General features: G+C 61.1%; 23 protein-coding genes. All 23 read left to right on the forward strand.

Annotated elements, in window-relative coordinates; genetic code table 11:
- Positions 1-421: 421 nt before the first annotated feature.
- Positions 422-724: an STAS domain-containing protein gene (locus JFT44_RS26105; protein WP_057438807.1), complete on the forward strand. Its 303-nt coding sequence runs from the start codon at positions 422-424 to the stop codon at positions 722-724.
- On the forward strand, positions 721-2,433 hold the full coding sequence (locus tag JFT44_RS26110; RefSeq protein ID WP_198831409.1) for a fused response regulator/phosphatase: 1,713 nt from the start codon (positions 721-723) through the stop codon (positions 2,431-2,433). The genes JFT44_RS26105 and JFT44_RS26110 overlap by 4 nt, the downstream gene beginning before the upstream one ends.
- Positions 2,434-2,463: 30 nt before the next feature.
- The gene (locus JFT44_RS26115) at positions 2,464-2,805 is read left to right on the forward strand and encodes an Hpt domain-containing protein (protein WP_120732244.1); all 342 of its coding nucleotides are present in this window, start codon (positions 2,464-2,466) and stop codon (positions 2,803-2,805) included.
- A gap of 90 nt (positions 2,806-2,895) precedes the next feature.
- On the forward strand, positions 2,896-4,203 hold the full coding sequence (locus tag JFT44_RS26120) for a flagellar hook-length control protein FliK (protein WP_198831410.1): 1,308 nt from the start codon (positions 2,896-2,898) through the stop codon (positions 4,201-4,203).
- A 214-nt stretch (positions 4,204-4,417) separates the two neighbouring features.
- Positions 4,418-4,927 carry a flagellar basal body-associated protein FliL gene (fliL, locus tag JFT44_RS26125; protein ID WP_057438809.1) on the forward strand — a complete coding sequence of 170 codons (510 nt, stop codon included), beginning with the start codon at positions 4,418-4,420 and terminating at the stop codon, positions 4,925-4,927.
- Positions 4,928-4,936: 9 nt separating this feature from the next.
- On the forward strand, positions 4,937-5,905 hold the full coding sequence (fliM, locus tag JFT44_RS26130; protein ID WP_029292532.1) for a flagellar motor switch protein FliM: 969 nt from the start codon (positions 4,937-4,939) through the stop codon (positions 5,903-5,905).
- A 43-nt stretch (positions 5,906-5,948) separates the two neighbouring features.
- Positions 5,949-6,416: a flagellar motor switch protein FliN gene (fliN, locus tag JFT44_RS26135; protein ID WP_057438810.1), complete on the forward strand. Its 468-nt coding sequence runs from the start codon at positions 5,949-5,951 to the stop codon at positions 6,414-6,416.
- 1 nt (position 6,417) lies between these two features.
- Complete coding sequence (fliO, locus tag JFT44_RS26140) at positions 6,418-6,852, forward strand: flagellar biosynthetic protein FliO (RefSeq protein ID WP_057438811.1); 435 nt, start codon at positions 6,418-6,420, stop codon at positions 6,850-6,852.
- Complete coding sequence (gene fliP / locus JFT44_RS26145; protein ID WP_057438812.1) at positions 6,852-7,595, forward strand: flagellar type III secretion system pore protein FliP; 744 nt, start codon at positions 6,852-6,854, stop codon at positions 7,593-7,595. The genes fliO and fliP overlap by 1 nt, the downstream gene beginning before the upstream one ends.
- 3 nt (positions 7,596-7,598) lie before the next feature.
- Positions 7,599-7,868, forward strand: a complete 270-nt coding sequence (gene fliQ, locus JFT44_RS26150; RefSeq protein ID WP_034099472.1) for a flagellar biosynthesis protein FliQ — start codon at positions 7,599-7,601, stop codon at positions 7,866-7,868.
- 4 nt (positions 7,869-7,872) lie between these two features.
- The gene (fliR, locus tag JFT44_RS26155; protein ID WP_057438813.1) at positions 7,873-8,658 is read left to right on the forward strand and encodes a flagellar biosynthetic protein FliR; all 786 of its coding nucleotides are present in this window, start codon (positions 7,873-7,875) and stop codon (positions 8,656-8,658) included.
- A 3-nt stretch (positions 8,659-8,661) separates the two neighbouring features.
- Positions 8,662-9,798, forward strand: a complete 1,137-nt coding sequence (gene flhB, locus JFT44_RS26160; protein WP_057960238.1) for a flagellar biosynthesis protein FlhB — start codon at positions 8,662-8,664, stop codon at positions 9,796-9,798.
- Positions 9,799-10,011: 213 nt separating this feature from the next.
- Positions 10,012-10,215, forward strand: a complete 204-nt coding sequence (locus JFT44_RS26165) for a cold-shock protein (protein ID WP_128593904.1) — start codon at positions 10,012-10,014, stop codon at positions 10,213-10,215.
- Between the two features lie 144 nt (positions 10,216-10,359).
- Positions 10,360-12,474 carry a flagellar biosynthesis protein FlhA gene (gene flhA / locus JFT44_RS26170; protein WP_178118157.1) on the forward strand — a complete coding sequence of 705 codons (2,115 nt, stop codon included), beginning with the start codon at positions 10,360-10,362 and terminating at the stop codon, positions 12,472-12,474.
- Between the two features lie 11 nt (positions 12,475-12,485).
- A complete protein-coding gene (gene flhF, locus JFT44_RS26175; protein ID WP_029292553.1) occupies positions 12,486-13,802 on the forward strand; it encodes a flagellar biosynthesis protein FlhF in 1,317 nt (438 codons plus the stop codon).
- A gap of 100 nt (positions 13,803-13,902) precedes the next feature.
- Positions 13,903-14,736, forward strand: coding sequence for a flagellar synthesis regulator FleN (fleN, locus tag JFT44_RS26180; protein ID WP_003192912.1), 834 nt, complete (start codon positions 13,903-13,905; stop codon positions 14,734-14,736).
- On the forward strand, positions 14,733-15,473 hold the full coding sequence (gene fliA, locus JFT44_RS26185; protein WP_029292560.1) for an RNA polymerase sigma factor FliA: 741 nt from the start codon (positions 14,733-14,735) through the stop codon (positions 15,471-15,473). Before fleN ends, fliA begins: the two co-directional genes overlap by 4 nt.
- Before the next feature lie 167 nt (positions 15,474-15,640).
- The gene (locus JFT44_RS26190) at positions 15,641-16,015 is read left to right on the forward strand and encodes a chemotaxis response regulator CheY (protein ID WP_005790040.1); all 375 of its coding nucleotides are present in this window, start codon (positions 15,641-15,643) and stop codon (positions 16,013-16,015) included.
- Between the two features lie 18 nt (positions 16,016-16,033).
- Positions 16,034-16,822, forward strand: coding sequence for a protein phosphatase CheZ (locus tag JFT44_RS26195; RefSeq protein WP_057438816.1), 789 nt, complete (start codon positions 16,034-16,036; stop codon positions 16,820-16,822).
- Positions 16,823-16,834: 12 nt separating this feature from the next.
- The gene (locus tag JFT44_RS26200; protein WP_198831411.1) at positions 16,835-19,051 is read left to right on the forward strand and encodes a chemotaxis protein CheA; all 2,217 of its coding nucleotides are present in this window, start codon (positions 16,835-16,837) and stop codon (positions 19,049-19,051) included.
- A gap of 49 nt (positions 19,052-19,100) precedes the next feature.
- Positions 19,101-20,222, forward strand: a complete 1,122-nt coding sequence (locus JFT44_RS26205; protein WP_057438818.1) for a chemotaxis response regulator protein-glutamate methylesterase — start codon at positions 19,101-19,103, stop codon at positions 20,220-20,222.
- Positions 20,222-20,962 carry a flagellar motor protein gene (locus JFT44_RS26210; RefSeq protein ID WP_029292570.1) on the forward strand — a complete coding sequence of 247 codons (741 nt, stop codon included), beginning with the start codon at positions 20,222-20,224 and terminating at the stop codon, positions 20,960-20,962. Before JFT44_RS26205 ends, JFT44_RS26210 begins: the two co-directional genes overlap by 1 nt.
- 15 nt (positions 20,963-20,977) lie before the next feature.
- Entirely contained in the window at positions 20,978-21,865 is an 888-nt protein-coding gene (gene motD, locus JFT44_RS26215) for a flagellar motor protein MotD (protein ID WP_057438819.1), read from the forward strand.
- Positions 21,866-21,888: the final 23 nt, after the last annotated feature.

Below are 21,888 nucleotides of genomic sequence, written 5' to 3' on the forward strand. Positions count from 1 at the left end.
GGGTTAGCCGCGCTGGGCCATGGATGGCCCATCGCGGCGCCCCCCCAAATCAATGTCGGATGACGGGCACACCGAGCCTAGGCGAGGTGCCGAGTGGTGGGGCAAGAGCCCTTTTGGTTACTTTTGGCTGGGCCGGCACTCCGGGCTCTTTTCCAAAAGTGACCCGCCGTAAGGGCGGAACCCTAAGTGGCCGTAACCGCACCAATGGATATGTACTCACACCCAATAACTAAAAAGAGCAAGTCGTGTAGATACTCATGCTGCGATATCGGCGGGTCCGTCGCTCTTTTTTTCTGATAAACCGCTATCGCAGGCAAGCCCACACCACACAAGCGCACCGCACATTTGATTGCGTTTGTTGCCCACTCTCCGATCACCTGCTAAACCTTGTTGCACATACCCACGACAAGGAAGCAGTCGTATGTCAGTCGAGTCAGAAGTATCCCTGGATGGGAAGAAATTGACGATCGCAATCAAGGGCCGGTTCGATTTCGGCAGTCATCAATCCTTTCGTGATTCCTATGAGCGGTTCTACAAGGTTCCCGAAACCTACGTCGTGGACTTGAAAGAGGCCACTTACCTCGACAGCTCGGCCCTGGGCATGTTGCTGCTGTTGCGTGATCACGCTGGTGATGACGCGGATGTGCGCGTGATCAACAGCAACTCCGATGTGCGCAAGATCCTCGCTATCTCCAACTTCGACAAACTGTTCGACATCAGTTGAGTGCCCAGGCTCTGGACACCCTCACGGTACTGATCGCCGAGGACAGCGCTGCCGACCGGCTGCTGCTGTCGACCATCGTGCGCCGCCAGGGGCATCGGGTGCTCAGTGCCAGTAATGGCCAGGAAGCGGTCGAGGTGTTCGCCCGTGAGCGTCCGCAACTGGTGTTGATGGATGCACTGATGCCGGTGATGGACGGCTTCGAGGCAGCCCGGCAGATCAAGCAGTTGGCCGGCGAAGCACTGGTGCCGATCATTTTTCTCACCTCCCTGCAAGAGAGCGAAGCCCTGGCGCGCTGCCTGGATGCCGGTGGCGATGACTTCCTGGCCAAGCCCTATAACCAGATCATCCTGGCCGCAAAGATCAACGCCATGGACCGCCTGCGCCGGTTGCAGGCCACCGTGCTTGAGCAGCGCGACCAGATCGCCCGTCACCATGACTACCTGCTGCATGAGCAACGGGTGGCCAAGGCGGTGTTCGACAAGGTCGCCCACTCTGGTTGCCTGAACGCGGCGCACAATATCCGTTACCTGCAATCGCCCTATGCGCTGTTCAATGGCGACCTGCTGCTGGCGGCCTATGCGCCGTCGGGCGATATGCATGTGCTGCTGGGCGACTTCACCGGGCATGGCTTGCCGGCGGCGGTCGGCGCGATGCCCCTGGCCGAGGTGTTCTACGGCATGACCGCCAAGGGCTATGGCCTGGCGCAGACCCTGCGGGAGATGAACGCCAAGCTCAAGCGCATCCTGCCGGTGGATATGTTCTGTTGTGCCACGCTGTTGTGTCTCAGTGAGCAGCGGCGGGTGGTGGAGGTATGGAACGGCGGCATGCCTGATGGCTATGTGCATGAAGTGGCCACGGGGCGGCGTACGCCGCTGGTGTCGCGGCATTTACCCCTTGGGGTGCTGGCGCCCGAGGCCTTTGACGACCGCACCGAGGTCTGGCCCATGGTCTTGGGCGACCGGGTGTTCTTGCTGTCCGATGGGGTGATTGATACCGCCGATGCCAACGACCAGTTGTTTGGGGTCGAGCGCCTGCAACGGGTGTTTGCCGCCAACCGTGAGCCTGAGCAACTGTTTGTTGAAATCGAACAGGCGCTTGCCGCATTCCGAGGGCAGGTGCGGGACGATATCAGCCTGGTCGAAATCACCCTGCTGGCCGAGCAATCGCTGTTGGCGCCACCTCTGCAGTACACCGACAGCGGCCAGTCCTGCCCGCTGGACTGGTCGGTGAGTTTCGAGTTTCGTGCCGAGACCCTCAAGCGTTACAACCCATTGCCATACCTGTTGCAGTTACTCCTGGAAATACATGGCCTGCGCGGCCAGAGCGGGGCGCTGTACAGTGTCATGGCCGAGTTGTACTCCAATGCCCTGGAGCATGGCGTGCTGGGCCTGGACTCCCGACTCAAGCGCGATGTGCAGGGCTTTGCCAGCTATTATCGCCAGCGCAATGAGCGGCTCGACCAGTTGAACAGCGGCCACGTGCGTGTGCATGTGAACGTGGTTCCAACCGAGGCGGGTGGTTGCCTGAGCCTGCGTATCGAAGACAGTGGCGCCGGGTTCGATGTCGAAGCAGTCCTGGCGCGGCCGTTGGATATCGACCGTCTGTCCGGGCGCGGGCTGAACCTGGTCCGGCAACTGAGCAGCAATGTACGTTGGACGGATGGCGGGCGCAGTGTGTGCGTGGAGTTTTGCTGGGAGGCTCTGGCATAATCCGTCGATTCTTGATCAAGGAGCGAACAAGTGACGCAGATACATATGGACCCTGAAGTGTTGGTGGGTTTGCAGGAAGTGATGGAGGGTGAATACCCCCACTTGCTCGACACCTTCCTCGATGACTCGCAAAAGCGCGTTGAAGCGTTGCGCAAGGCGCGCGATGACGCCAAGGCCCTGGGGCGTATCGCCCACAGCTTCAAGGGCAGCAGCGGCAATCTCGGTGCGGTGCGCCTGGCGCTGTTGTGCCAGCGACTGGAGGCTGAGTCGGCCAAGGAAGAGGTTTCCGACCTGGGCAAACTGGTCGACCAGATTGATCACGAGTTTGCGTTGGTCAAGCCGCTGTATGAGTCGGAGCGCCAGCGCTTCTAGGCTCGGCAGGCCCGCCCCGAAAATCTGGCCCGACTTTTGCTATCTATCTTCTGCCTGCGCCCTCGACCCTGCGCAGCGGAGACCTGACTTATGCCTCTAGCCCCCAACTCGCTCCTGCAAGCCGCTCCTGCGGTCAAGCCCCAGGCGTCCTCCGCGAATGCGCAGGCAACGGCCGCAGACACGCGGGCCAAAGCGCCAGGCTTTGCACAGGTGTTCGCCAAGGAGTCCAAGACGGCACCGCCCAGGGCTGTGGATATGGCACCCAAGCCGAGCCATGACAAGCCAGCCAGCACCAGCGCCAAGAAAGATGTTGGCAACGACAAGCCTGCCGCTGGCACTCCAGCGGTTGCCGATAGCGGCAAGACTTTGCCTGCCACGCCGCCCGCCAAGGCCGACGCGGCAGCCCCCGGCGATGACGACAAAGGTGCGGACAAGGATCTGGCGCAAACCCCGCCGCCAGCGGTCGATCCGGCCTCGATCGCGGCGGTGACACCCGCTCCGGTAGCGGTCCAGGCCGCTGTAGCGGATGACGCCACCGCGCCGTTGCTGGTGACTACCCCTGCGGTCGCTGAAGAGGTCGTGCCTTTCGACCCCGAAGCCGATCCACTGGACTCATTGCCGGCCGTGCGCCTGGCGATGGAGCAGGGCGGTCATGTGTCTGCCAGCAGCCAGGCAGCGCAAAAGAACCTGCCGACCCAGGCTGAGCCCACTGCCGCGCAGAACTTCAGCAACGGCCTGGCGGCCATGGTTGACCAACAGGCGGCCAAGGACAGCACTGACCAGGGTGGCGAGAAGGCTTTCAGCGGCCTGATCGAAGATGGCCTCAAGGACTTGAAGGGCGCGAGCAGTGACACTCGCGTCGATGACTTCGCCAATCGTCTGGCCGCCTTGACCCAGGCTGCCACCCCCAAGACCACCAACGCCTTGCCCCTGAATAACCAGCCGCTGGCCATGCATCAGGGTGGCTGGACTGAGGAGGTGGTGAACCGGGTCATGTACCTGTCCAGCGCCAACCTCAAATCTGCCGATATCCAATTGCAGCCGGCCGAACTGGGACGCCTGGATATCCGCGTGAATATCACCGCCGACCAGCAGGCCCAAGTGAACTTCATGAGCGGCCATGCCGCCGTGCGCGAGGCCCTGGAGAGCCAGTCCGGGCGCCTGCGGGAAATGTTCGCCCAGCAGGGCATGGGCCAGGTCGACGTGAACGTGTCCGACCAGTCCCGTGGCTGGCAGGGCCAGGGTCAGGAGCAACAGCAGAACCAGGCGCGAGGTGTCAGTGGCAGTGGCGGTCACAGCGATGGGCATGACGCAGGCCTTGCGGGCGAAGTCACTGAAGTGGCGGCACCGATAGCCCAATCCGTCATAGGCTCCAGCGCCGTGGACTACTACGCCTGACCTGAGGTCAACACCGATCAAAATGTGGGAGCGGGCTTGCTCGCGATAGCGGTATGTCAGTTACCTAGTTGCTGACTGATCTAGCGCTATCGCGAGCAAGCCCGCTCCCACATTGGTTTTGCGCTGTTGCTGAAATCCGTGACAACTCTGGCATAACACTTGCTCTTGCCTTCCCGTGGATCTATGAAACCCCGAATAGTGACGGATTATTGGCATGGCGAAGAGTGACGACGCAGCGACAGCAACAGTACCTGCAGCAGGCAAGGGCAAGCTCAAGATGATCCTGCTGATTGTCGTGGCCTTGTTATTGGCCATTGGCGTGTCGGTGGGGGCTACCTGGTACTTTATGCACAGTGCCCAGAGCAAGCCGGTACCTGTGGCCGAGACCGCCAGCAACGTCAAGCAACCGGCAATCTTCGAGCAGATGCTCCCGGCCTTTGTTGCCAACTACAACCAGAACGGTCGGCAACGCTACCTGCAGGTGAGCATTACCTTGCAGGCGCGCAACCAGGCGGACATGGATGCGCTCAAGGTGCATATGCCGGTGATCCGCAACAACCTGGTGATGCTGTTCTCCGGGCAGAGCTTCGACAGCCTGGCCACCCCCGTGGGCCAGGAAATGCTGCGCCAGAAAGTCACTGCCAGCGTGCAGGAAGTGGCCCAGAAAGAACTGGGCAAAGTCGTGGTCGAGCAGGCGCTCTTCACTAATTTCGTATTGCAGTAGGATCACGACATGGCCGTGCAAGACCTGCTGTCCCAGGATGAAATCGACGCGCTGTTGCATGGTGTCGACGATGGTCTGGTACAGACCGAAATGGCTGCCGAGCCCGGCAGCGTCAAAAGTTATGACCTGACCAGCCAGGATCGCATCGTCCGCGGACGCATGCCGACCCTGGAAATGATCAACGAACGTTTTGCCCGCTACACCCGTATCAGCATGTTCAACATGCTGCGCCGCTCGGCGGACGTGGCGGTGGGCGGTGTGCAGGTGATGAAGTTTGGCGAGTACGTGCATTCGCTGTACGTGCCCACCAGCCTCAACCTGGTCAAGATCAAGCCCCTGCGTGGCACCGCGCTGTTCATCCTCGACGCCAAGCTGGTGTTCAAGCTGGTGGACAACTTCTTCGGCGGTGACGGCCGTCACGCCAAGATTGAAGGCCGTGAATTCACGCCTACCGAGTTGCGTGTGGTGCGCATGGTGCTGGAACAGGCCTTTATCGACCTGAAGGAAGCCTGGCAGGCGATCATGGAAGTCAATTTCGAGTACATCAACTCGGAAGTGAACCCGGCCATGGCCAACATCGTCGGGCCCAGCGAAGCCATCGTGGTCTCCACCTTCCATATCGAACTCGATGGCGGCGGCGGCGACCTGCACGTGACCATGCCGTACTCGATGATCGAGCCGGTGCGCGAGATGCTCGATGCGGGCTTCCAGTCCGACCTGGACGACCAGGACGAGCGCTGGGTCAAGGCCCTGCGCGAAGACTTGCTGGACGTTGACGTACCGCTGAGCGCCACCGTGGCGCGCCGCCAGTTGCGCCTGCGGGACATTTTGCATATGCAGCCGGGGGATGTGATTCCCGTCGAACTGCCAGACGAATTGATTATGCGCGCCAATGGCGTGCCGTCGTTCAAGGTCAAGCTCGGTTCCCACAAAGGGAACCTGGCGTTGCAAGTGGTTGAGCCGATCAACCGTCGCTGATGCATCCCCTAATTGATGATTTTTGCTGCGCCGAGGACATGTAATGGCTACCGAACACGAAAACACTTCCGCCGAAGACCAGGCCCTGGCTGACGAATGGGCGGCTGCCCTGGAAGAAACCGGCGATGCCAGCCAGGACGATATCGACGCCTTGCTGGCGGCCGATGCCGCCACCCCACCAGTAGGCAATCGCCTGCCTATGGAAGAGTTTGGCAGCGTGCCGAAGAACCATGAGCCGGTCTCGCTGGATGGGCCCAACCTGGACGTGATCCTCGATATCCCGGTATCGATCTCCATGGAAGTGGGCAGCACCGAAATCAATATCCGTAACCTGCTGCAACTCAACCAGGGGTCGGTGATCGAACTCGACCGCCTGGCCGGCGAGCCGCTGGATGTGCTGGTCAACGGCACGCTGATCGCCCATGGCGAAGTGGTGGTGGTCAACGAGAAGTTCGGCATCCGCCTGACGGACGTGATCAGCCCCAGCGAACGTATCAAGAAGCTGCGCTGAGATGAGTCGCCGGTGGTTGGGACTGTTGTGGGCGTTGCCGCTGGCCGTGATGGCGGCTGAACCGGTGGCCCAGGTCGCCGCGCCGGCCGCCGGCAGCAGCGTGACTGGGCAATTGACTCAGTTGGTGCTGGGCCTGTTGCTGGTGGTGGGGTTGATCTTTTTCCTCGCCTGGCTGTTGCGCCGGGTGCAGCGCATTGGTCCGGGCAATGCCCAGGTCATCGAACTGGTGGGATCGCGGGCCCTGGGGCCGCGTGATCGCCTGGTGCTGGTGCAGGTGGGCGAAGAGCAGATCCTGCTCGGTCTCACCCCCGGCCGGATTACCCCGTTGCACGTGCTCAAGCATCCCGTGAGCGTGGCCCAGACCGAGGCCGCCACACCGGAGTTCGCCCAGCGCCTGATGGAGCTGATGGGCAAGGACCAGAAGGATAAGAAGTAATGCGCGTTCTATTGGCGCTCATGCTGTTACTGGCAGCGCCCCTGGCGTTCGGCGCCGACCCGTTGTCGATCCCGGCGATCACCCTGGGCACCAATGCGGCCGGGGCCCAGGAGTATTCGGTCAGCCTGCAGATCCTGCTGATCATGACGGCGCTGAGTTTTATCCCGGCCTTCGTCATGCTCATGACCAGTTTCACCCGGATCATCATCGTGTTCTCGATCCTGCGCCAGGCCCTGGGCCTGCAGCAGACCCCATCGAACCAGATCCTTACCGGCATGGCGCTGTTTCTGACGTTGTTTATCATGGCGCCGGTATTCGACAAGGTGAACCAGCAAGCCCTGCAACCCTACCTGGCGGAGAAAATGACCGCCCAGGACGCGGTGGAAAAGGCCCAAGGCCCGATCAAGGACTTTATGCTGTCCCAGACCCGCTCCAGCGACCTGGAACTGTTTGTGCGCCTGTCCAAGCGCACCGATATCGCCAGCCCGGATCAGGCGCCCTTGACCATCCTGGTACCGGCGTTCGTCACCTCGGAGCTCAAGACGGCATTCCAGATCGGTTTCATGATCTTTATCCCGTTCCTGATCATCGACCTGGTGGTGGCCAGTGTGCTGATGGCCATGGGTATGATGATGCTGTCGCCGCTGATTATCTCGTTGCCGTTCAAGATCATGCTGTTTGTACTGGTGGATGGGTGGGCGCTGATTATCGGCACCCTGGCAGGCAGTTTTGGCGGGGTTTAGCGCATGACACCTGAAGTCGCAGTCGACCTGTTCCGTGAAGCCCTGTGGCTGACCACCGTGATGGTCGCCGTGCTGGTGGTGCCCAGCCTGTTGGTGGGCCTGCTGGTGGCGATGTTCCAGGCCGCCACCCAGATCAACGAACAGACCTTGAGCTTCCTTCCGCGCCTGTTGGTGATGCTGGTCACCCTGATCGTGGCCGGCCCCTGGCTGGTGCAGAGTTTCATGGAATACATCCTGCAGTTGTACGGCAGTATTCCGCAGTTGATTGGCTGACCCGATGCAGTCCTTGCTGGCGTTGACCGACACTCAGATCAGCACCTGGGTGGCCTCGTTTATCCTGCCGATGTTTCGCGTGGGCGCCTTGTTGATGACCATGCCGGTGTTCGGGACCACCCTGGTGCCCAAGCGCATACGGCTGTTTTTCACGGTGGCGATTACCGTGGTCATCGTGCCGGTACTGCCACCGATGCCGCCGGTCAATGCCCTGGACCTCAGTGCGCTGCTGCTGATCGCCGAACAGATTCTGATCGGCGCCTTGATGGGGTTCTCCCTGACCCTGTTTTTCCAGTCCTTCGTGATTGCCGGGCAAATCGTCTCGATCCAGATGGGCATGGGCTTTGCGTCCATGGTCGACCCTACCAACGGCGTGTCGGTGGCAGTGATCGGGCAGTTCCTGACCATGCTGGTGACCCTGCTGTTTTTGGCCATGAACGGCCATCTGGTGGCCTTTGAAATCCTTACCGAGAGTTTCACCACTTTACCGGTGGGCGAGGGCTTGATCGTCAACCACTTCTGGGAAGTGGTCGGGCGCCTCAGTTGGGTGCTGGGCGCGGCGTTGTTGCTGGTATTGCCGGCGATCACCGCGCTGCTGGTGGTCAACATCGCCTTTGGGGTGATGACCCGCGCCGCGCCGCAACTGAACATCTTCGCCATTGGTTTCCCGCTGACCCTGGTGTTGGGCATGGGGATTTTCTGGATCGGCCTGGCCGACATTCTCAATCAGTATCAACCGCTGGCCAGTGACGCCTTGCAGTTTTTACGTGATCTGGCACGGGCGCGCTGAGCCATGGCCGAGAGCGAGAGTGGTCAGGACAAAACAGAAGACCCCACGGAGAAACGTAAAAAAGACTCCAGGGAAAAGGGCGAGATCGCCCGTTCCAAAGAGCTCAATACCCTGGCGGTGATGCTCGCCGGGGCCGGTGGCCTGCTGATCTACGGCGGCGGCCTGGCCCAGGACCTGATGGAGATCATGAAGCACAATTTCTCCCTGCCCAGGGATGTGCTGCTGGACCCACGCGCCATGGGCATCTACCTGCTGCACTCGGGGAAAATCGCGATCCTGGCCGCGCAGCCGGTGTTGATCACGTTGTTGCTGGCGGCAATCATCGGGCCGATCTCCTTGGGGGGCTGGCTGTTTGCGGCTGGCAGCCTGGCGCCCAAATTCAGCCGGATGAACCCCGGGGCCGGGATCAAGCGTATGTTCTCCGCCAAGGCGCTGGTGGAGTTGCTCAAGGCCCTGGCGAAGTTCTTTATCATCCTGTTTGTGGCGCTGGTGGTGTTGGAGTCCGATATCGACGACTTGCTGCGCATCGCCCATGAGCCACTGGAACTGGCAATCATCCACAGCGTGCAACTGGTGGGCTGGAGTGCGTTGTGGATGGCGTGTGGCCTGATCCTTATTGCTGCAGTGGATGCGCCGATCCAGCTGTGGGAAAGCCACAAGAAACTGCTGATGACCAAGCAGGAAGTGCGCGACGAGCATAAGGATCAGGAAGGCAAACCGGAAGTGAAGCAGCGGATTCGCCAGCTGCAGCGCGAAATGTCCCAGCGCAAGATGATGGCCTCGGTGCCCGACGCCGACGTGGTCATCACCAACCCGACCCACTACGCCGTGGCGCTCAAGTACGACGCGGAGAAGGGCGGCGCGCCGCTGCTGCTGGCCAAGGGCAGCGACTTCACTGCCTTGAAAATCCGCGAAATCGCCCAGGCCAATGACATCTTGCTGCTGGAATCGCCGGCGCTGGCGCGTTCGATCTTCTACTCCACTGACCTCGACCACGAGATCCCGGCCGGGTTGTACCTGGCGGTGGCCCAGGTGTTGGCCTACGTGTATCAGATCCGCCAATACCGTGCCGGCAAGGGTAAGCGTCCGGATCCGCTCAAGGACTTGCCGATTCCGCCGGATTTGCGTCGCGATTCCTGAGTCTTCTGCTGCCTTTTCCGGCGCCATCGCGGGCAAGCCCGGCTCCCACATTTGATCGCATTCCAGTGTGGGAGCCGGGCTTGCCCGCGATGGCGTCGGAACAGATGCTTGCCGTTCGTCCAACTCCCTTCCGACCTGTCAACTTTGACAGTAGCCAGCCCCCGTGCAGGGCGCTTTGATAGACCGGGAACATGCGGATTCGGGAGAAGGGCAATGGCCACTGGCACAGTGAAGTGGTTTACCGATTCAAAGGGCTTTGGGTTCATCACGCAAGACGCCGGAGGAGAGGACCTGTTTGTGCACTTCTCGGACATTCAAAGCGGCGGCATCAAGTCGCTGGTGGAGGGCCAGAGGGTGGAATATGAAGTCGTAGAGGGTCCGAAAGGCAAGCAGGCATCAAACGTGCGTCCACTCTGATGATCGTTCCCACGCTCCTGCGTGGGAACGATCTCGTCCCTGAAGCAAAAGTTGGAAGGCTTCTTGCAATAGCGCCTTCAGGACGTCTCTCGGCGTCAAAAGTTTGCTTCAAGGTGACGAGGAATACCGGTGGATCGCTCTAATATGCTCAGCACAGCCCGTGGCACCCTGACGGACCTCTCGCGAGGCAATCTGGGTGTGCCGCTGTTGCTGTTGGTCATGCTGGCAATGATGATGTTGCCGATACCGCCGTTCCTGCTGGACGTGTTCTTCACCTTCAACATTGCCTTGTCCATCGTCGTGCTGCTGGTTTGCGTGTACGCCCTGCGGCCTTTGGATTTTGCGGTCTTTCCCACCATTTTGCTGGTTGCCACGCTGCTGCGCCTGGCCCTTAACGTGGCCTCTACGCGGGTGGTGATGCTGAACGGCCAGGACGGCCACGCCGCCGCCGGTAAGGTGATCCAGGCTTTCGGCGAGGTGGTGATCGGCGGTAACTACGTGGTCGGTGTCGTGGTGTTTGCGATCCTGATGATCATCAACTTCGTGGTAGTGACCAAGGGCGCCGGGCGGATTTCCGAGGTGAGCGCGCGTTTTACCCTCGACGCCATGCCCGGCAAGCAAATGGCGATCGACGCCGATCTCAACGCCGGGCTGATCGACCAGAACCAGGCCAAGGCCCGCCGCTCGGAAGTGGCCCAGGAAGCCGAGTTCTATGGCTCCATGGACGGTGCCAGCAAGTTCGTGCGCGGCGACGCGATTGCCGGCCTGCTGATTCTGTTTATCAACCTGATCGGCGGCATCGCGGTCGGTATCTTCCAGCACGGCATGACCTTCGGCGATGCAGGTAAGGTGTACGCCTTGCTGACCATTGGTGACGGTTTGGTGGCGCAATTGCCATCACTGTTGTTATCTACAGCTGCGGCGATCATGGTGACCCGTGCGTCCGGCTCCGAAGACATGGGCAAGCAGATCAACCGCCAGATGTTCGCTTCGCCCAAGGCTCTGGCCGTGGCGGCCGGTATCATGGCGATCATGGGCATTGTGCCGGGCATGCCGCACTTCTCCTTCCTGACCATGGCCGCCCTGGCCGCCGGCGGGGCGTACCTGTTCTGGAAGAAGCAAAACATCATCAAGGTCCAGGCCTTGAAAGAGGTGGAGCGCCAGCAGGATCTGCTGCCGTCGCCGGCCCGCGCCCAGGAAACCAAGGAGTTGGGCTGGGATGACGTGACCCCCATCGACATGATCGGCCTGGAAGTCGGCTACCGTCTGATTCCCCTGGTGGACCGTAACCAGGGCGGCCAGTTGCTGGCGCGGATCAAGGGCGTGCGCAAGAAGCTGTCCCAGGACCTGGGTTTTTTGATGCCCACCGTGCATATCCGCGACAACCTCGACCTAGCCCCCAGCGCCTACCGCCTGACGCTGATGGGCGTGACCCTGGCCGAAGCCGAGATCTACCCCGACCGCGAACTGGCTATCAACCCCGGCCAGGTATTCGGCTCCCTCAGCGGCATAACCGCCAAAGATCCGGCTTTTGGCCTGGACGCGGTGTGGATCGAAGTCAGCCAGCGTAGCCAGGCACAGTCCCTGGGTTACACCGTGGTCGACGCCAGCACCGTGGTCGCCACGCACCTCAACCAGATTCTGTACAAGCACTCCCACGAGCTGATTGGTCACGAAGAAGTCCAGCAACTCATGCAATTGCTGGCCAAAGCCTCGCCTAAGCTGGCTGAAGAGCTGGTGCCGGGGGTATTGTCGCTGTCGCAACTGCTCAAGGTGTTGCAAGCGCTGTTGGCCGAACAGGTGCCGGTGCGGGACATTCGCAGCATTGCCGAGGCTGTCGCCAACAATGCCGCCAAGAGTCAAGATACTGCCGCGCTGGTAGCGGCGGTGCGCGTCGGATTGTCGCGTGCAATCGTCCAAAGCATTGTAGGGCTTGACTCTGAGCTGCCTGTAATCACCTTGGAGCCAAGGTTGGAACAAATATTGCTCAATAGTATCCAGAAGGCAGGGCAAGGCCAGGAAGAGGGCGTTCTGCTGGAGCCAAGCATGGCTGAAAAGCTGCAGCGTTCGTTGATCGACGCCGCACAGCGTCAGGAAATGCAGGGCCAACCGGTGATTCTGCTGGTGGCAGGCCCCGTCCGAGCGATGTTGTCGCGGTTTGGACGCCTGGCAGTACCGAATTTGCACGTTTTGGCTTACCAGGAAATTCCTGACAATAAGCAAGTGACTATCGTCGCGACAGTAGGGCCCAACGGCTGAGGTAGTGGGTTATGCAAGTAAAGCGTTTTTTCGCCGCCGATATGCGTCAGGCCATGAAGCTGGTTCGTGATGAGCTGGGCGCCGACGCGGCTATTATCGGTAACCGTCGCATTGCCGGCGGTGTCGAGCTGACGGCTGCCCTGGATTACAAACCCCAGGCCCTGGCGCCGCGTGTACCGAACATGGAACTCGAAGACGAGTTGCGCAAGACCGCCTCGCGCATTGTCTCGGCCCAGGCCGAGCTGAGCATGCGGGGCGACAGCGATGCGACCACTAATCGCCAATTGTTTGCCGGCCTGCCGCTGACGGCGGCCGAGCCACTGGTAGAGCCGACTTTTGTCGAGCCGCCACGTCCCGCCGCGCCAGCACCGGCCGCTGCGGTTGACCAGCGCGTGTTTGACTCGATGCGTTTTGAGCTCAATGGCCTGCGCGAGCTTTTGGAAGTGCAGTTGGGCTCGCTGGCCTGGAACCAGTTGCAGGGCAGCAAGCCGCAACAGGCCAACCTCTGGCGCCGCCTGCAACGCATTGGCCTGTCCGGCCCGTTGTCCCGCGACCTGCTGGAGCTGACCACCGGCATTGAAGAGCCTCGCCAAGCCTGGCGCATGTTGCTGGCGCACCTGGCGCGGATGATCCAGACTCCGGAAATCGAACCCCTTGAAGAAGGTGGCGTGATTGCCATGGTCGGCCCCGCCGGCATGGGCAAGACCACCACCCTGGCCAAGCTGGCCGCCCGTTATGTCCTCAAGTACGGCGCCCACAACATTGCCCTGGTGAGCATGGACAGCTACCGCATCGGCGCGCAGGAACAGCTCAAGACTTTGGGCCGGATCCTCAATGTGCCGGTGACCCATGTCGACCCGGGCCAGTCCCTGGCCAACGCCCTCGACCCACTGCTGCGCAAGCGCGTGGTGCTGATTGATACCGCCGGCCTGCAAGCCAGCGACCCGGCATTGCGCATGCAACTGGAAAGCCTGGCCGGGCGCGGGATCAAGTCGAAAAATTATCTGGTACTTGCAACCACCAGCCAAAAACAGGTTCTGACTGCTGCGTACCACAGCTACAAACGTTGCGGACTGGCCGGTTGTATCCTGACTAAGCTGGATGAAACCGCAAGCCTGGGCGAAGTGTTGAGCCTTGCCATCAGCCATGAATTACCGGTCGCCTACCTGACCGACGGGCCGCGGATCCCGGATGACTTACATCTGCCGCGCCGTCATCAGTTGGTCAGCCGTGCGGTCAGTGTGCAAATGCAGGATGAACCCAGTGAAGAGGCGATGGCGGATATGTTCGCCGACCTCTATCACAACCCAGCCAAACGGGTCGGCTGAAAGGCAACATGAACACAGTGCAATGTACCTACATTGATGGTCTGCTACCGCGGCCACCCTATGTAGCCTGCGGCTAAGCAAGACAAGGTAAAGAAAGAACATGGGCAGCATGCATCCCGTACAGGTGATCGCGGTGACCGGCGGCAAAGGTGGCGTCGGGAAAACTAACGTGTCAGTGAATTTGTCCCTGGCCCTGGCAGAGCTTGGCCGCCGCGTCATGCTGCTGGATGCCGACCTGGGCCTGGCGAACGTTGACGTTCTGCTGGGACTGACGCCCAAACATACCCTGGCCGATGTCATTGAGGGCCGCTGTGAGCTGCGCGATGTGCTGTTGCAGGGGCCCGGGGGGATTCGCATCGTCCCGGCCGCCTCCGGCACCCAGAGCATGGTGCATCTGAGCCCGGCGCAGCATGCCGGCCTGATCCAGGCCTTCAGTGATATCGGCGACAACCTCGACGTGCTGGTGATCGACACCGCCGCCGGGATTGGCGAGTCCGTGGTCAGCTTCGTGCGCGCCGCGCAGGAAGTATTGCTGGTGGTCTGCGACGAGCCCACCTCGATCACCGACGCCTACGCCCTGATCAAACTGCTCAACCGCGACTACGGCATGAACCGCTTCCGCGTGCTGGCCAACATGGCCCAGAGCCCGCAAGAAGGGCGCAACCTGTTCGCCAAGTTGACCAAGGTCACGGATCGCTTCCTCGATGTCGCCTTACAATACGTCGGCGCAGTTCCCTATGACGAGTGTGTGCGCAAGGCTGTGCAAAAGCAGCGTGCAGTCTATGAAGCGTTCCCTCGTTCGAAATGCGCGTTGGCGTTCAAGGCAATTGCTCAGAAGGTCGATACCTGGCCACTGCCCGCCAATCCCCGGGGGCATCTGGAGTTTTTCGTCGAGCGATTGGTGCATCAGACGAGTGCAGGACCGGTGCTATGACAGCCAGCGGCTACAACCTTTACAAGAAGTCGGCGCGTGACAGCCAGGGCGAATTGATCGAGCGCTATGCGCCCCTGGTCAAGCGCATTGCCTACCACCTGCTGGCACGCCTGCCCGCCAGTGTCCAGGTCGAAGACCTGATCCAGGCGGGCATGATCGGCCTGCTCGAGGTGTCGACCAAGTACGACGCGAGCAAGGGCGCGAGTTTCGAGACGTATGCGGGTATCCGTATCCGTGGCGCGATGCTCGATGAGGTGCGTAAAGGTGATTGGGCGCCGCGTTCGGTCCACCGCAATACCCGGATGGTGAGTGACGCAATTCGCTCAATTGAAGCAAAAACCGGTCGCGACGCTAAAGATCACGAAGTTGCGGCCGAACTCCAATTGAGTCTCGACGATTACTACGGGATTTTGAACGATACCTTGGGCAGCCGCCTGTTCAGTTTCGACGACCTGCTACAGGACGGCGAACATGAAGGGCTGCATGAGGATGGCGCGAGTGCTCACCAGGAGCCTTCACGCGACCTGGAAGATGAACGCTTCCAGGGCGCCCTGGCAGAGGCGATTGCCAATCTGCCGGAACGTGAGCGGCTGGTGTTGGCGCTGTACTACGACGAAGAGCTGAACCTCAAGGAAATCGGTGAGGTCCTGGGGGTCAGCGAATCGCGGGTCAGCCAGCTTCATAGCCAATGCGCGGCCCGCTTGCGGGGGCGTTTGGGAGAGTGGCGAGCGCGCTGACAGGCAGTGTGGGGACACTGCGAACGATAACCGCCAGGGCGCAAGCCCGGCGGGAGCGGCCCGTGATGTGCCCAGCAGTCCTTTTTGTGTAATGCCTGTTGAATGATATGGCGCGCCCAGGTGCTGGACGCGTTTAAGACTGCTTGGAGGTCGAATTGGACAAGAACATGAAAATCCTCATCGTTGATGACTTCTCAACGATGCGGCGGATCATAAAAAACCTGTTGCGTGACCTTGGGTTCACTAACACGGTCGAGGCGGATGACGGCATTACGGCGATTCCGATCCTCAACAGCGGGAGCATCGACTTTCTGGTAACTGACTGGAACATGCCTGGCATGACCGGCATTGATCTACTGCGCCACGTGCGCGCTGATGAAAAGCTGCGCAGCCTGCCTGTGCTGATGGTGACCGCTGAAGCCAAGCGTGAACAGATCATCGAAGCCGCCCAGGCCGGGGTCAACGGCTATGTGGTCAAGCCATTCACTGCACTGGCCTTGAAAGAGAAGATTGAAAAAATCTTCGAACGCATCGGTCATTGATGCTGCCACGGGGGAGCTATGGAGCATAAAGAATCATCGCAGGCCGACTTTGAGTCGACCCTGAAAAAACATGCTCACCAACTCGTCGAAAGCCTGGAAAAAGGCCAGTTCGGCGACGCAGTGCAGTTGATCCATGAGCTCAACCAGACCCGCGACCGCGGCCTGTACCAGGAAGTGGGCAAGCTCACCCGTGAGTTGCACAGTGCGATCGTCAATTTCCAGATCGACCCGCACATGCCCCAGGCCGAGGAAATCTCGCAGATCACTGATGCCACCGAACGCCTGTCCTATGTGGTCAGGCTGACTGAGGCGGCAGCCAATCGCACCATGGACCTGGTGGAAAACGCCACGCCCCTGGTGAACGGCATGGCCAACGAGGCCAAGGCGTTGAGCACCGACTGGGGCCGCTTCATGCGGCGCGAAGTGGGCGCTGAAGAATTTCGTGACCTGGCGCGCCGGGTCGAAGGCTTCCTGTCACGCAGCGAGCAGGAAAACCGTACGGTTTCCAGCAACCTCAATGACATTCTGCTGGCCCAGGATTACCAGGACCTTACCGGCCAGGTGATCAAGCGCGTGACCCTGCTGGTCACCGAAGTGGAAAGCAACCTGCTCAAACTGGTGCTGATGGCTGGCCAGGTCGACCGTTTTGCCGGCATCGAACACGACCGCGAAGCGATCCTCTCGGAAAAAGATCCACAAAAACACCTCGCCAAGGGTGAAGGTCCGCAGATTCATGCCGATAAACGTGAAGACGTTATGTCAGGTCAAGATGACGTAGACGATTTGCTGTCCAGTTTAGGCTTCTAAGGAGCACGCAATATGAGCTTCGGCGCCGATGAAGAAATCCTTCAGGATTTCCTTGTAGAGGCCGGCGAAATTCTAGAGCAGTTGTCCGAGCAACTGGTCGAGCTGGAAAGCCGACCGGATGATGGGAACCTGCTCAATGCAATTTTTCGCGGTTTTCACACTGTAAAAGGGGGCGCCGGCTTCCTCCAGCTCCATGAGCTGGTGGAGTGCTGCCACATCGCCGAAAACGTGTTCGACATCCTGCGCAAGGGTGAGCGGCACGTTGATTCGGAATTGATGGACGTGATCCTCGAAGCCCTGGACGCGGTCAACGGCATGTTCAATGAAGTGCGCGAACGCGCACCGATTACGGCTGCCACCCCGGAACTGCTGGCCGCCCTGGCGCGCCTGGCAGAGCCTGGCGCGGTAGCTGCCGCCCCGGTGGTTGAGGCGGCGCCTGAGCCAGTGGCCGAACCCGACGTCACTGACAGCGAATTCGAGCAACTGCTGGACTCCCTCAATGCGGTCAAGGCCGAGGCAGAAGCCCCGGCCGCAGCTGCGCCGCCGATGGTGCCGACCACCGAAGACATCACCGACGCCGAGTTCGAGTCATTGCTCGACCAGTTGCACGGCAAGGGCCAGTTCGCCCCGGACGCCGTGGCAGCCGCACCGACGCCGGTGGAGCCTGCTGCGCCAGCGGCCAGCACCGATATCACCGACGACGAATTTGAAGCACTGCTGGATCAGTTGCATGGCAAGGGCTCGTTTGCTGCCGAGGCGTTGCCGGCAGTCGCTGCGGCGGCTGCGGCTGCGGCTGCACCGGCTGCGGCGCCGGCTGCCGCACCGGCGGCGGATGGCCTGATCAGCGATCACGAATTCGAATCCCTGCTGGATGAGTTGCACGGCAAGGGCAAGTTTTCCGAGGTGGCACCTGCCGCCGCAGCCGCCGCGACCGCCACCGCAGCGGTGGCCAAGCCGGCACCCGTTGCTGCCAAGGCCGCCGCACCGGCTCCCGCCCGTGCCGCCGCCCCGGCGTCAGCCCGCGCTCCGGCACCTGCCGACAAAGCCCCGGCCAGTGAAGCCGAAACCACCGTGCGGGTCGATACCGCGCGCCTGGACGACATCATGAACATGGTCGGCGAACTGGTGCTGGTGCGTAACCGCCTGGTACGCCTGGGCTTGAGCAGTGGCGACGAAGCCATGCAAAAGGCCGTGTCGAACCTCGACGTGGTCACTGCCGACCTGCAGACCGCGGTGATGAAGACGCGCATGCAGCCGATCAAGAAAGTCTTCGGGCGCTTCCCGCGCCTGGTGCGTGACTTGGCCCGGCAGTTGAAAAAAGAGATCGCCCTGGAGCTGGTGGGTGAAGAGACCGACCTCGACAAAAACCTGGTCGAGGCCCTGGCCGACCCGCTGGTCCACTTGGTGCGCAACGCGGTCGACCACGGTGTGGAAACTCCGGAAGAGCGCGAAGCCAGCGGCAAGCCGCGCCTGGGCAAAGTGATCCTGGCGGCCGAACAGGAAGGCGACCATATCCTGCTGTCGATCACCGATGACGGCAAAGGCATGGACTCCAATATCCTGCGCGGCATCGCGGTCAAACGCGGCGTCATGGACAAGGACGCCGCCGACCGCCTGACCGATACCGAGTGCTACAACCTGATTTTCGCCCCGGGCTTCTCGACCAAGACCGAGATTTCCGATGTGTCCGGCCGTGGCGTGGGCATGGACGTGGTGAAGACCAAGATCAGCCAGCTCAATGGCTCGATCAATATTTACTCGACCAAGGGCCAAGGCTCGAAGATCGTCATCAAGGTGCCGTTGACCCTGGCGATCATGCCGACCCTGATGGTGATGCTGGGCAACCAGGCGTTCGCCTTCCCGCTGGTCAACGTCAACGAAATCTTCCACCTCGACCTGTCGCGCACCAACGTGGTCGACGGCCAGGAAGTGGTGATTGTGCGGGACAAGGCCCTGCCTCTGTTCTACCTCAAGCGTTGGCTGGTGGCGTCTGCCGCTCATGAAGAGCAGCGCGAAGGCCACGTGGTGATCCTGTCCGTGGGCACCCAGCGTATCGGCTTTGTCGTCGATCAACTGGTTGGCCAGGAAGAAGTAGTCATCAAGCCATTGGGCAAGATGCTGCAAGGAACGCCAGGCATGTCGGGTGCGACCATTACCGGTGACGGTCGGATCGCGCTGATTCTCGATGTTCCGAGCATGCTCAAGCGTTACGCCGCACGGCGTATTTGATTCGGCCCGGGCAGGGCGGTTGTCCCTCGCCCGGCCTAACGGAGTGGTTATGGTAGTCAAGGTTCTGGTGGTGGACGATTCGGGTTTCTTCCGCCGCCGCGTCTCGGAAATTCTTTCAGCGGATTCCAACATCCAGGTGGTCGGTACGGCCACCAATGGCAAAGAGGCGATTGATCAGGCCCTGGCATTGAAGCCGGACGTGATCACCATGGACTACGAGATGCCGATGATGGATGGCATCACCGCCGTGCGCCACATCATGCAGCGTTGCCCGACCCCGGTCTTGATGTTCTCGTCGCTGACCCACGAAGGCGCCCGGGTGACCCTCGACGCGCTGGACGCTGGCGCCGTGGACTTTCTGCCGAAGAATTTCGAAGACATCTCGCGCAATCCGGAAAAGGTCAAGCAGATGCTCTGCGAGAAGGTGCACAGCATCTCGCGCAGCAACCGCAGCAGCTTCCGCGCGCCGGTGGCTCCCGCCCCGGTACCGGCGCCGGCACCGACCAGCAGCAGTTTCGGGCGCCCGGCTCCTGCCCCTGTGGCACGGCCTGCCGTGGCCCCGACGCGTGCGCCGGCGCCCAGTGCCTCGTCGCCCGCGCCCAAGCGCAAGGCCTACAAGCTGGTGGCCATTGGCACGTCCACTGGCGGCCCGGTGGCCTTGCAGCGCGTCTTGACCCAGTTGCCGGCCAACTTCCCTGCGCCGATCGTGTTGATCCAGCATATGCCCGCCGCGTTCACCAAGGCCTTTGCCGAGCGCCTGGACAAGCTGTGCCGCATCAGCGTCAAGGAAGCCGAAGACGGCGACATCCTGCGCCCAGGCCTGGCGTTGCTGGCTCCCGGTGGCAAGCAAATGATGGTCGACGGTCGCGGCGCGGTGAAAATCCTGCCGGGTGACGAGCGCCTGAACTACAAGCCGTGCGTGGATATCACCTTCGGTTCGGCGGCCAAGTCCTACGGTGACAAAGTTCTGGCGGTGGTCCTCACCGGTATGGGCGCCGACGGTCGTGAAGGCGCGCGCTTGCTCAAGCAGGGCGGTAGCTCGATCTGGGCCCAGGACGAAGCCAGTTGCGTGATCTATGGCATGCCCATGGCTATCGTCAAGGCCGACCTGGCCGACGCGGTCTACAGCCTGGATGACATCGGCAAGCACCTGGTGGAGGCCTGTCACTGATGGATGTGTTGAGCCTGGTTGGGATCCTTCTGGCGTTTGTCGCCATTATCGGTGGCAACTACCTGGAAGGCGGCCATCTTGGCGCGCTGGCCAACGGTCCGGCGGCGCTGATCGTGATCGGCGGCACCGTGGGCGCGGCGCTGTTGCAGTCGCCCCTGAGCTCATTCAAGCGGGCGATGCAGATCCTGGTGTGGATCATTTTCCCGCCACGTGTGGACCTGGCCGGTGGTATCGACCGCGTGGTCAACTGGAGCCTCACCGCGCGCAAGGAGGGCCTGCTGGGCCTGGAAGGCGTGGCCGATGCCGAACCCGACAGCTACGCACGCAAAGGCCTGCAACTGCTGGTGGACGGCGCCGAGCCGGAAGCCATCCGCAGCATCCTCGAAGTGGACTTCTACACCCAGGAAAGCCGCGATATCAACGCGGCCAAAGTCTTTGAAAGCATGGGCGGCTACGCGCCGACCATCGGCATCATCGGTGCGGTGATGGGCTTGATCCACGTGATGGGCAACCTGGCCGACCCCTCGCAACTGGGCAGCGGCATTGCCGTGGCGTTCGTCGCCACCATCTATGGCGTGGCCAGTGCCAACCTGTTGCTGCTGCCGATTGCCAGCAAGCTCAAATCCATTGCCATGCGCCAGTCCCGTTACCGGGAAATGCTGCTGGAGGGCATCCTGTCGATTGCCGAGGGTGAGAACCCGCGCTCCATTGAATTGAAGCTCCAGGGCTTCATGGATTGATGGGGGGTATTGCCTGTGAGCCGTCGCCGCCGCGAGCCTGAAGAGCACGTCAATCATGAACGCTGGCTGGTGTCCTACGCCGACTTCATCACCTTGCTGTTCGCCTTTTTTGTGGTGATGTACTCCATTTCCTCGATCAACGAAGGCAAGTACAAGGTTATCTCCGAAGCGCTGGTAGGCGTATTTACCGATTCGGACCGGGCCCTCAAACCGATTCCCATTGGCGACGAACGGCCCAAGACCACCACCCCGGCCAAACCCCTGGTCAAGGACAGCGACGAGACTGACGCCGGCATCAGTGGCGGCAGCGACCCGCTCAAGAGCATCGCCGACGATATCAGCGCGGCGTTTGGCGACCTGATCAGCTCCAACCAGATGACCATTCGTGGCAATGAGTTGTGGGTGGAGATCGAGCTTAACTCCAGCCTGCTGTTCGCCAGCGCCGATGCCATCCCCAGCGACATAGCCTTCAGCATCATCGACAAGGTGGCGGCCATCCTCAAACCCTTCGACAACCCGATCCACGTCGAAGGCTTTACCGATGACCAGCCGATCCATACCGCGCAATTTCCCACCAACTGGGAACTGTCGTCGGCGCGCTCGGCGAGCATCGTGCGCATGCTGGCTATGCAGGGTGTGAACCCCGGGCGCCTGGCGTCGGTGGGGTACGGCGAATTCCAGCCGGTGGCCAATAATGCGACAGCCGAAGGTCGCGCGCGCAACCGGCGGGTGGTGTTGGTGGTGTCGCGCAACCTCGATGTGCGGCGCAGCCTGACTGCCACCGGTGCGGCCAATGCACAACCTGATGCTGCAATGAAGCGGGCTGGCACACAAACTGCACCGACGCCCGTAAAGCCGCCGGTTCGTGAGAGTGCCGTCAATTCTCTGTCACCGGCTCTATAACCTCGTGCTATTTCTCGGTCGAG

Source organism: Pseudomonas sp. MF5691, from assembly GCF_016405645.1.
Lineage (GTDB): Bacteria > Pseudomonadota > Gammaproteobacteria > Pseudomonadales > Pseudomonadaceae > Aquipseudomonas > Aquipseudomonas shahriarae.

Excerpts from the sequence above, each read along its gene's own strand:
- JFT44_RS26105 (WP_057438807.1), top strand. The coding sequence starts at position 422 with ATGTCAGTCGAGTCAGAAGTATCCCTGGATGGGAAGAAATTGACGATC.
- JFT44_RS26120 (WP_198831410.1), top strand. The coding sequence starts at position 2,896 with ATGCCTCTAGCCCCCAACTCGCTCCTGCAAGCCGCTCCTGCGGTCAAG.
- fliL (WP_057438809.1), top strand. The coding sequence starts at position 4,418 with ATGGCGAAGAGTGACGACGCAGCGACAGCAACAGTACCTGCAGCAGGC.
- fliM (WP_029292532.1), top strand. The coding sequence starts at position 4,937 with ATGGCCGTGCAAGACCTGCTGTCCCAGGATGAAATCGACGCGCTGTTG.
- fliN (WP_057438810.1), top strand. The coding sequence starts at position 5,949 with ATGGCTACCGAACACGAAAACACTTCCGCCGAAGACCAGGCCCTGGCT.
- fliO (WP_057438811.1), top strand. The coding sequence starts at position 6,418 with ATGAGTCGCCGGTGGTTGGGACTGTTGTGGGCGTTGCCGCTGGCCGTG.
- fliP (WP_057438812.1), top strand. The coding sequence starts at position 6,852 with ATGCGCGTTCTATTGGCGCTCATGCTGTTACTGGCAGCGCCCCTGGCG.
- fliQ (WP_034099472.1), top strand. The coding sequence starts at position 7,599 with ATGACACCTGAAGTCGCAGTCGACCTGTTCCGTGAAGCCCTGTGGCTG.
- fliR (WP_057438813.1), top strand. The coding sequence starts at position 7,873 with ATGCAGTCCTTGCTGGCGTTGACCGACACTCAGATCAGCACCTGGGTG.
- flhB (WP_057960238.1), top strand. The coding sequence starts at position 8,662 with ATGGCCGAGAGCGAGAGTGGTCAGGACAAAACAGAAGACCCCACGGAG.
- JFT44_RS26165 (WP_128593904.1), top strand. The coding sequence starts at position 10,012 with ATGGCCACTGGCACAGTGAAGTGGTTTACCGATTCAAAGGGCTTTGGG.
- flhA (WP_178118157.1), top strand. The coding sequence starts at position 10,360 with ATGCTCAGCACAGCCCGTGGCACCCTGACGGACCTCTCGCGAGGCAAT.
- flhF (WP_029292553.1), top strand. The coding sequence starts at position 12,486 with ATGCAAGTAAAGCGTTTTTTCGCCGCCGATATGCGTCAGGCCATGAAG.
- fleN (WP_003192912.1), top strand. The coding sequence starts at position 13,903 with ATGGGCAGCATGCATCCCGTACAGGTGATCGCGGTGACCGGCGGCAAA.
- fliA (WP_029292560.1), top strand. The coding sequence starts at position 14,733 with ATGACAGCCAGCGGCTACAACCTTTACAAGAAGTCGGCGCGTGACAGC.
- JFT44_RS26190 (WP_005790040.1), top strand. The coding sequence starts at position 15,641 with ATGAAAATCCTCATCGTTGATGACTTCTCAACGATGCGGCGGATCATA.
- JFT44_RS26195 (WP_057438816.1), top strand. The coding sequence starts at position 16,034 with ATGGAGCATAAAGAATCATCGCAGGCCGACTTTGAGTCGACCCTGAAA.
- JFT44_RS26200 (WP_198831411.1), top strand. The coding sequence starts at position 16,835 with ATGAGCTTCGGCGCCGATGAAGAAATCCTTCAGGATTTCCTTGTAGAG.
- JFT44_RS26205 (WP_057438818.1), top strand. The coding sequence starts at position 19,101 with ATGGTAGTCAAGGTTCTGGTGGTGGACGATTCGGGTTTCTTCCGCCGC.
- JFT44_RS26210 (WP_029292570.1), top strand. The coding sequence starts at position 20,222 with ATGGATGTGTTGAGCCTGGTTGGGATCCTTCTGGCGTTTGTCGCCATT.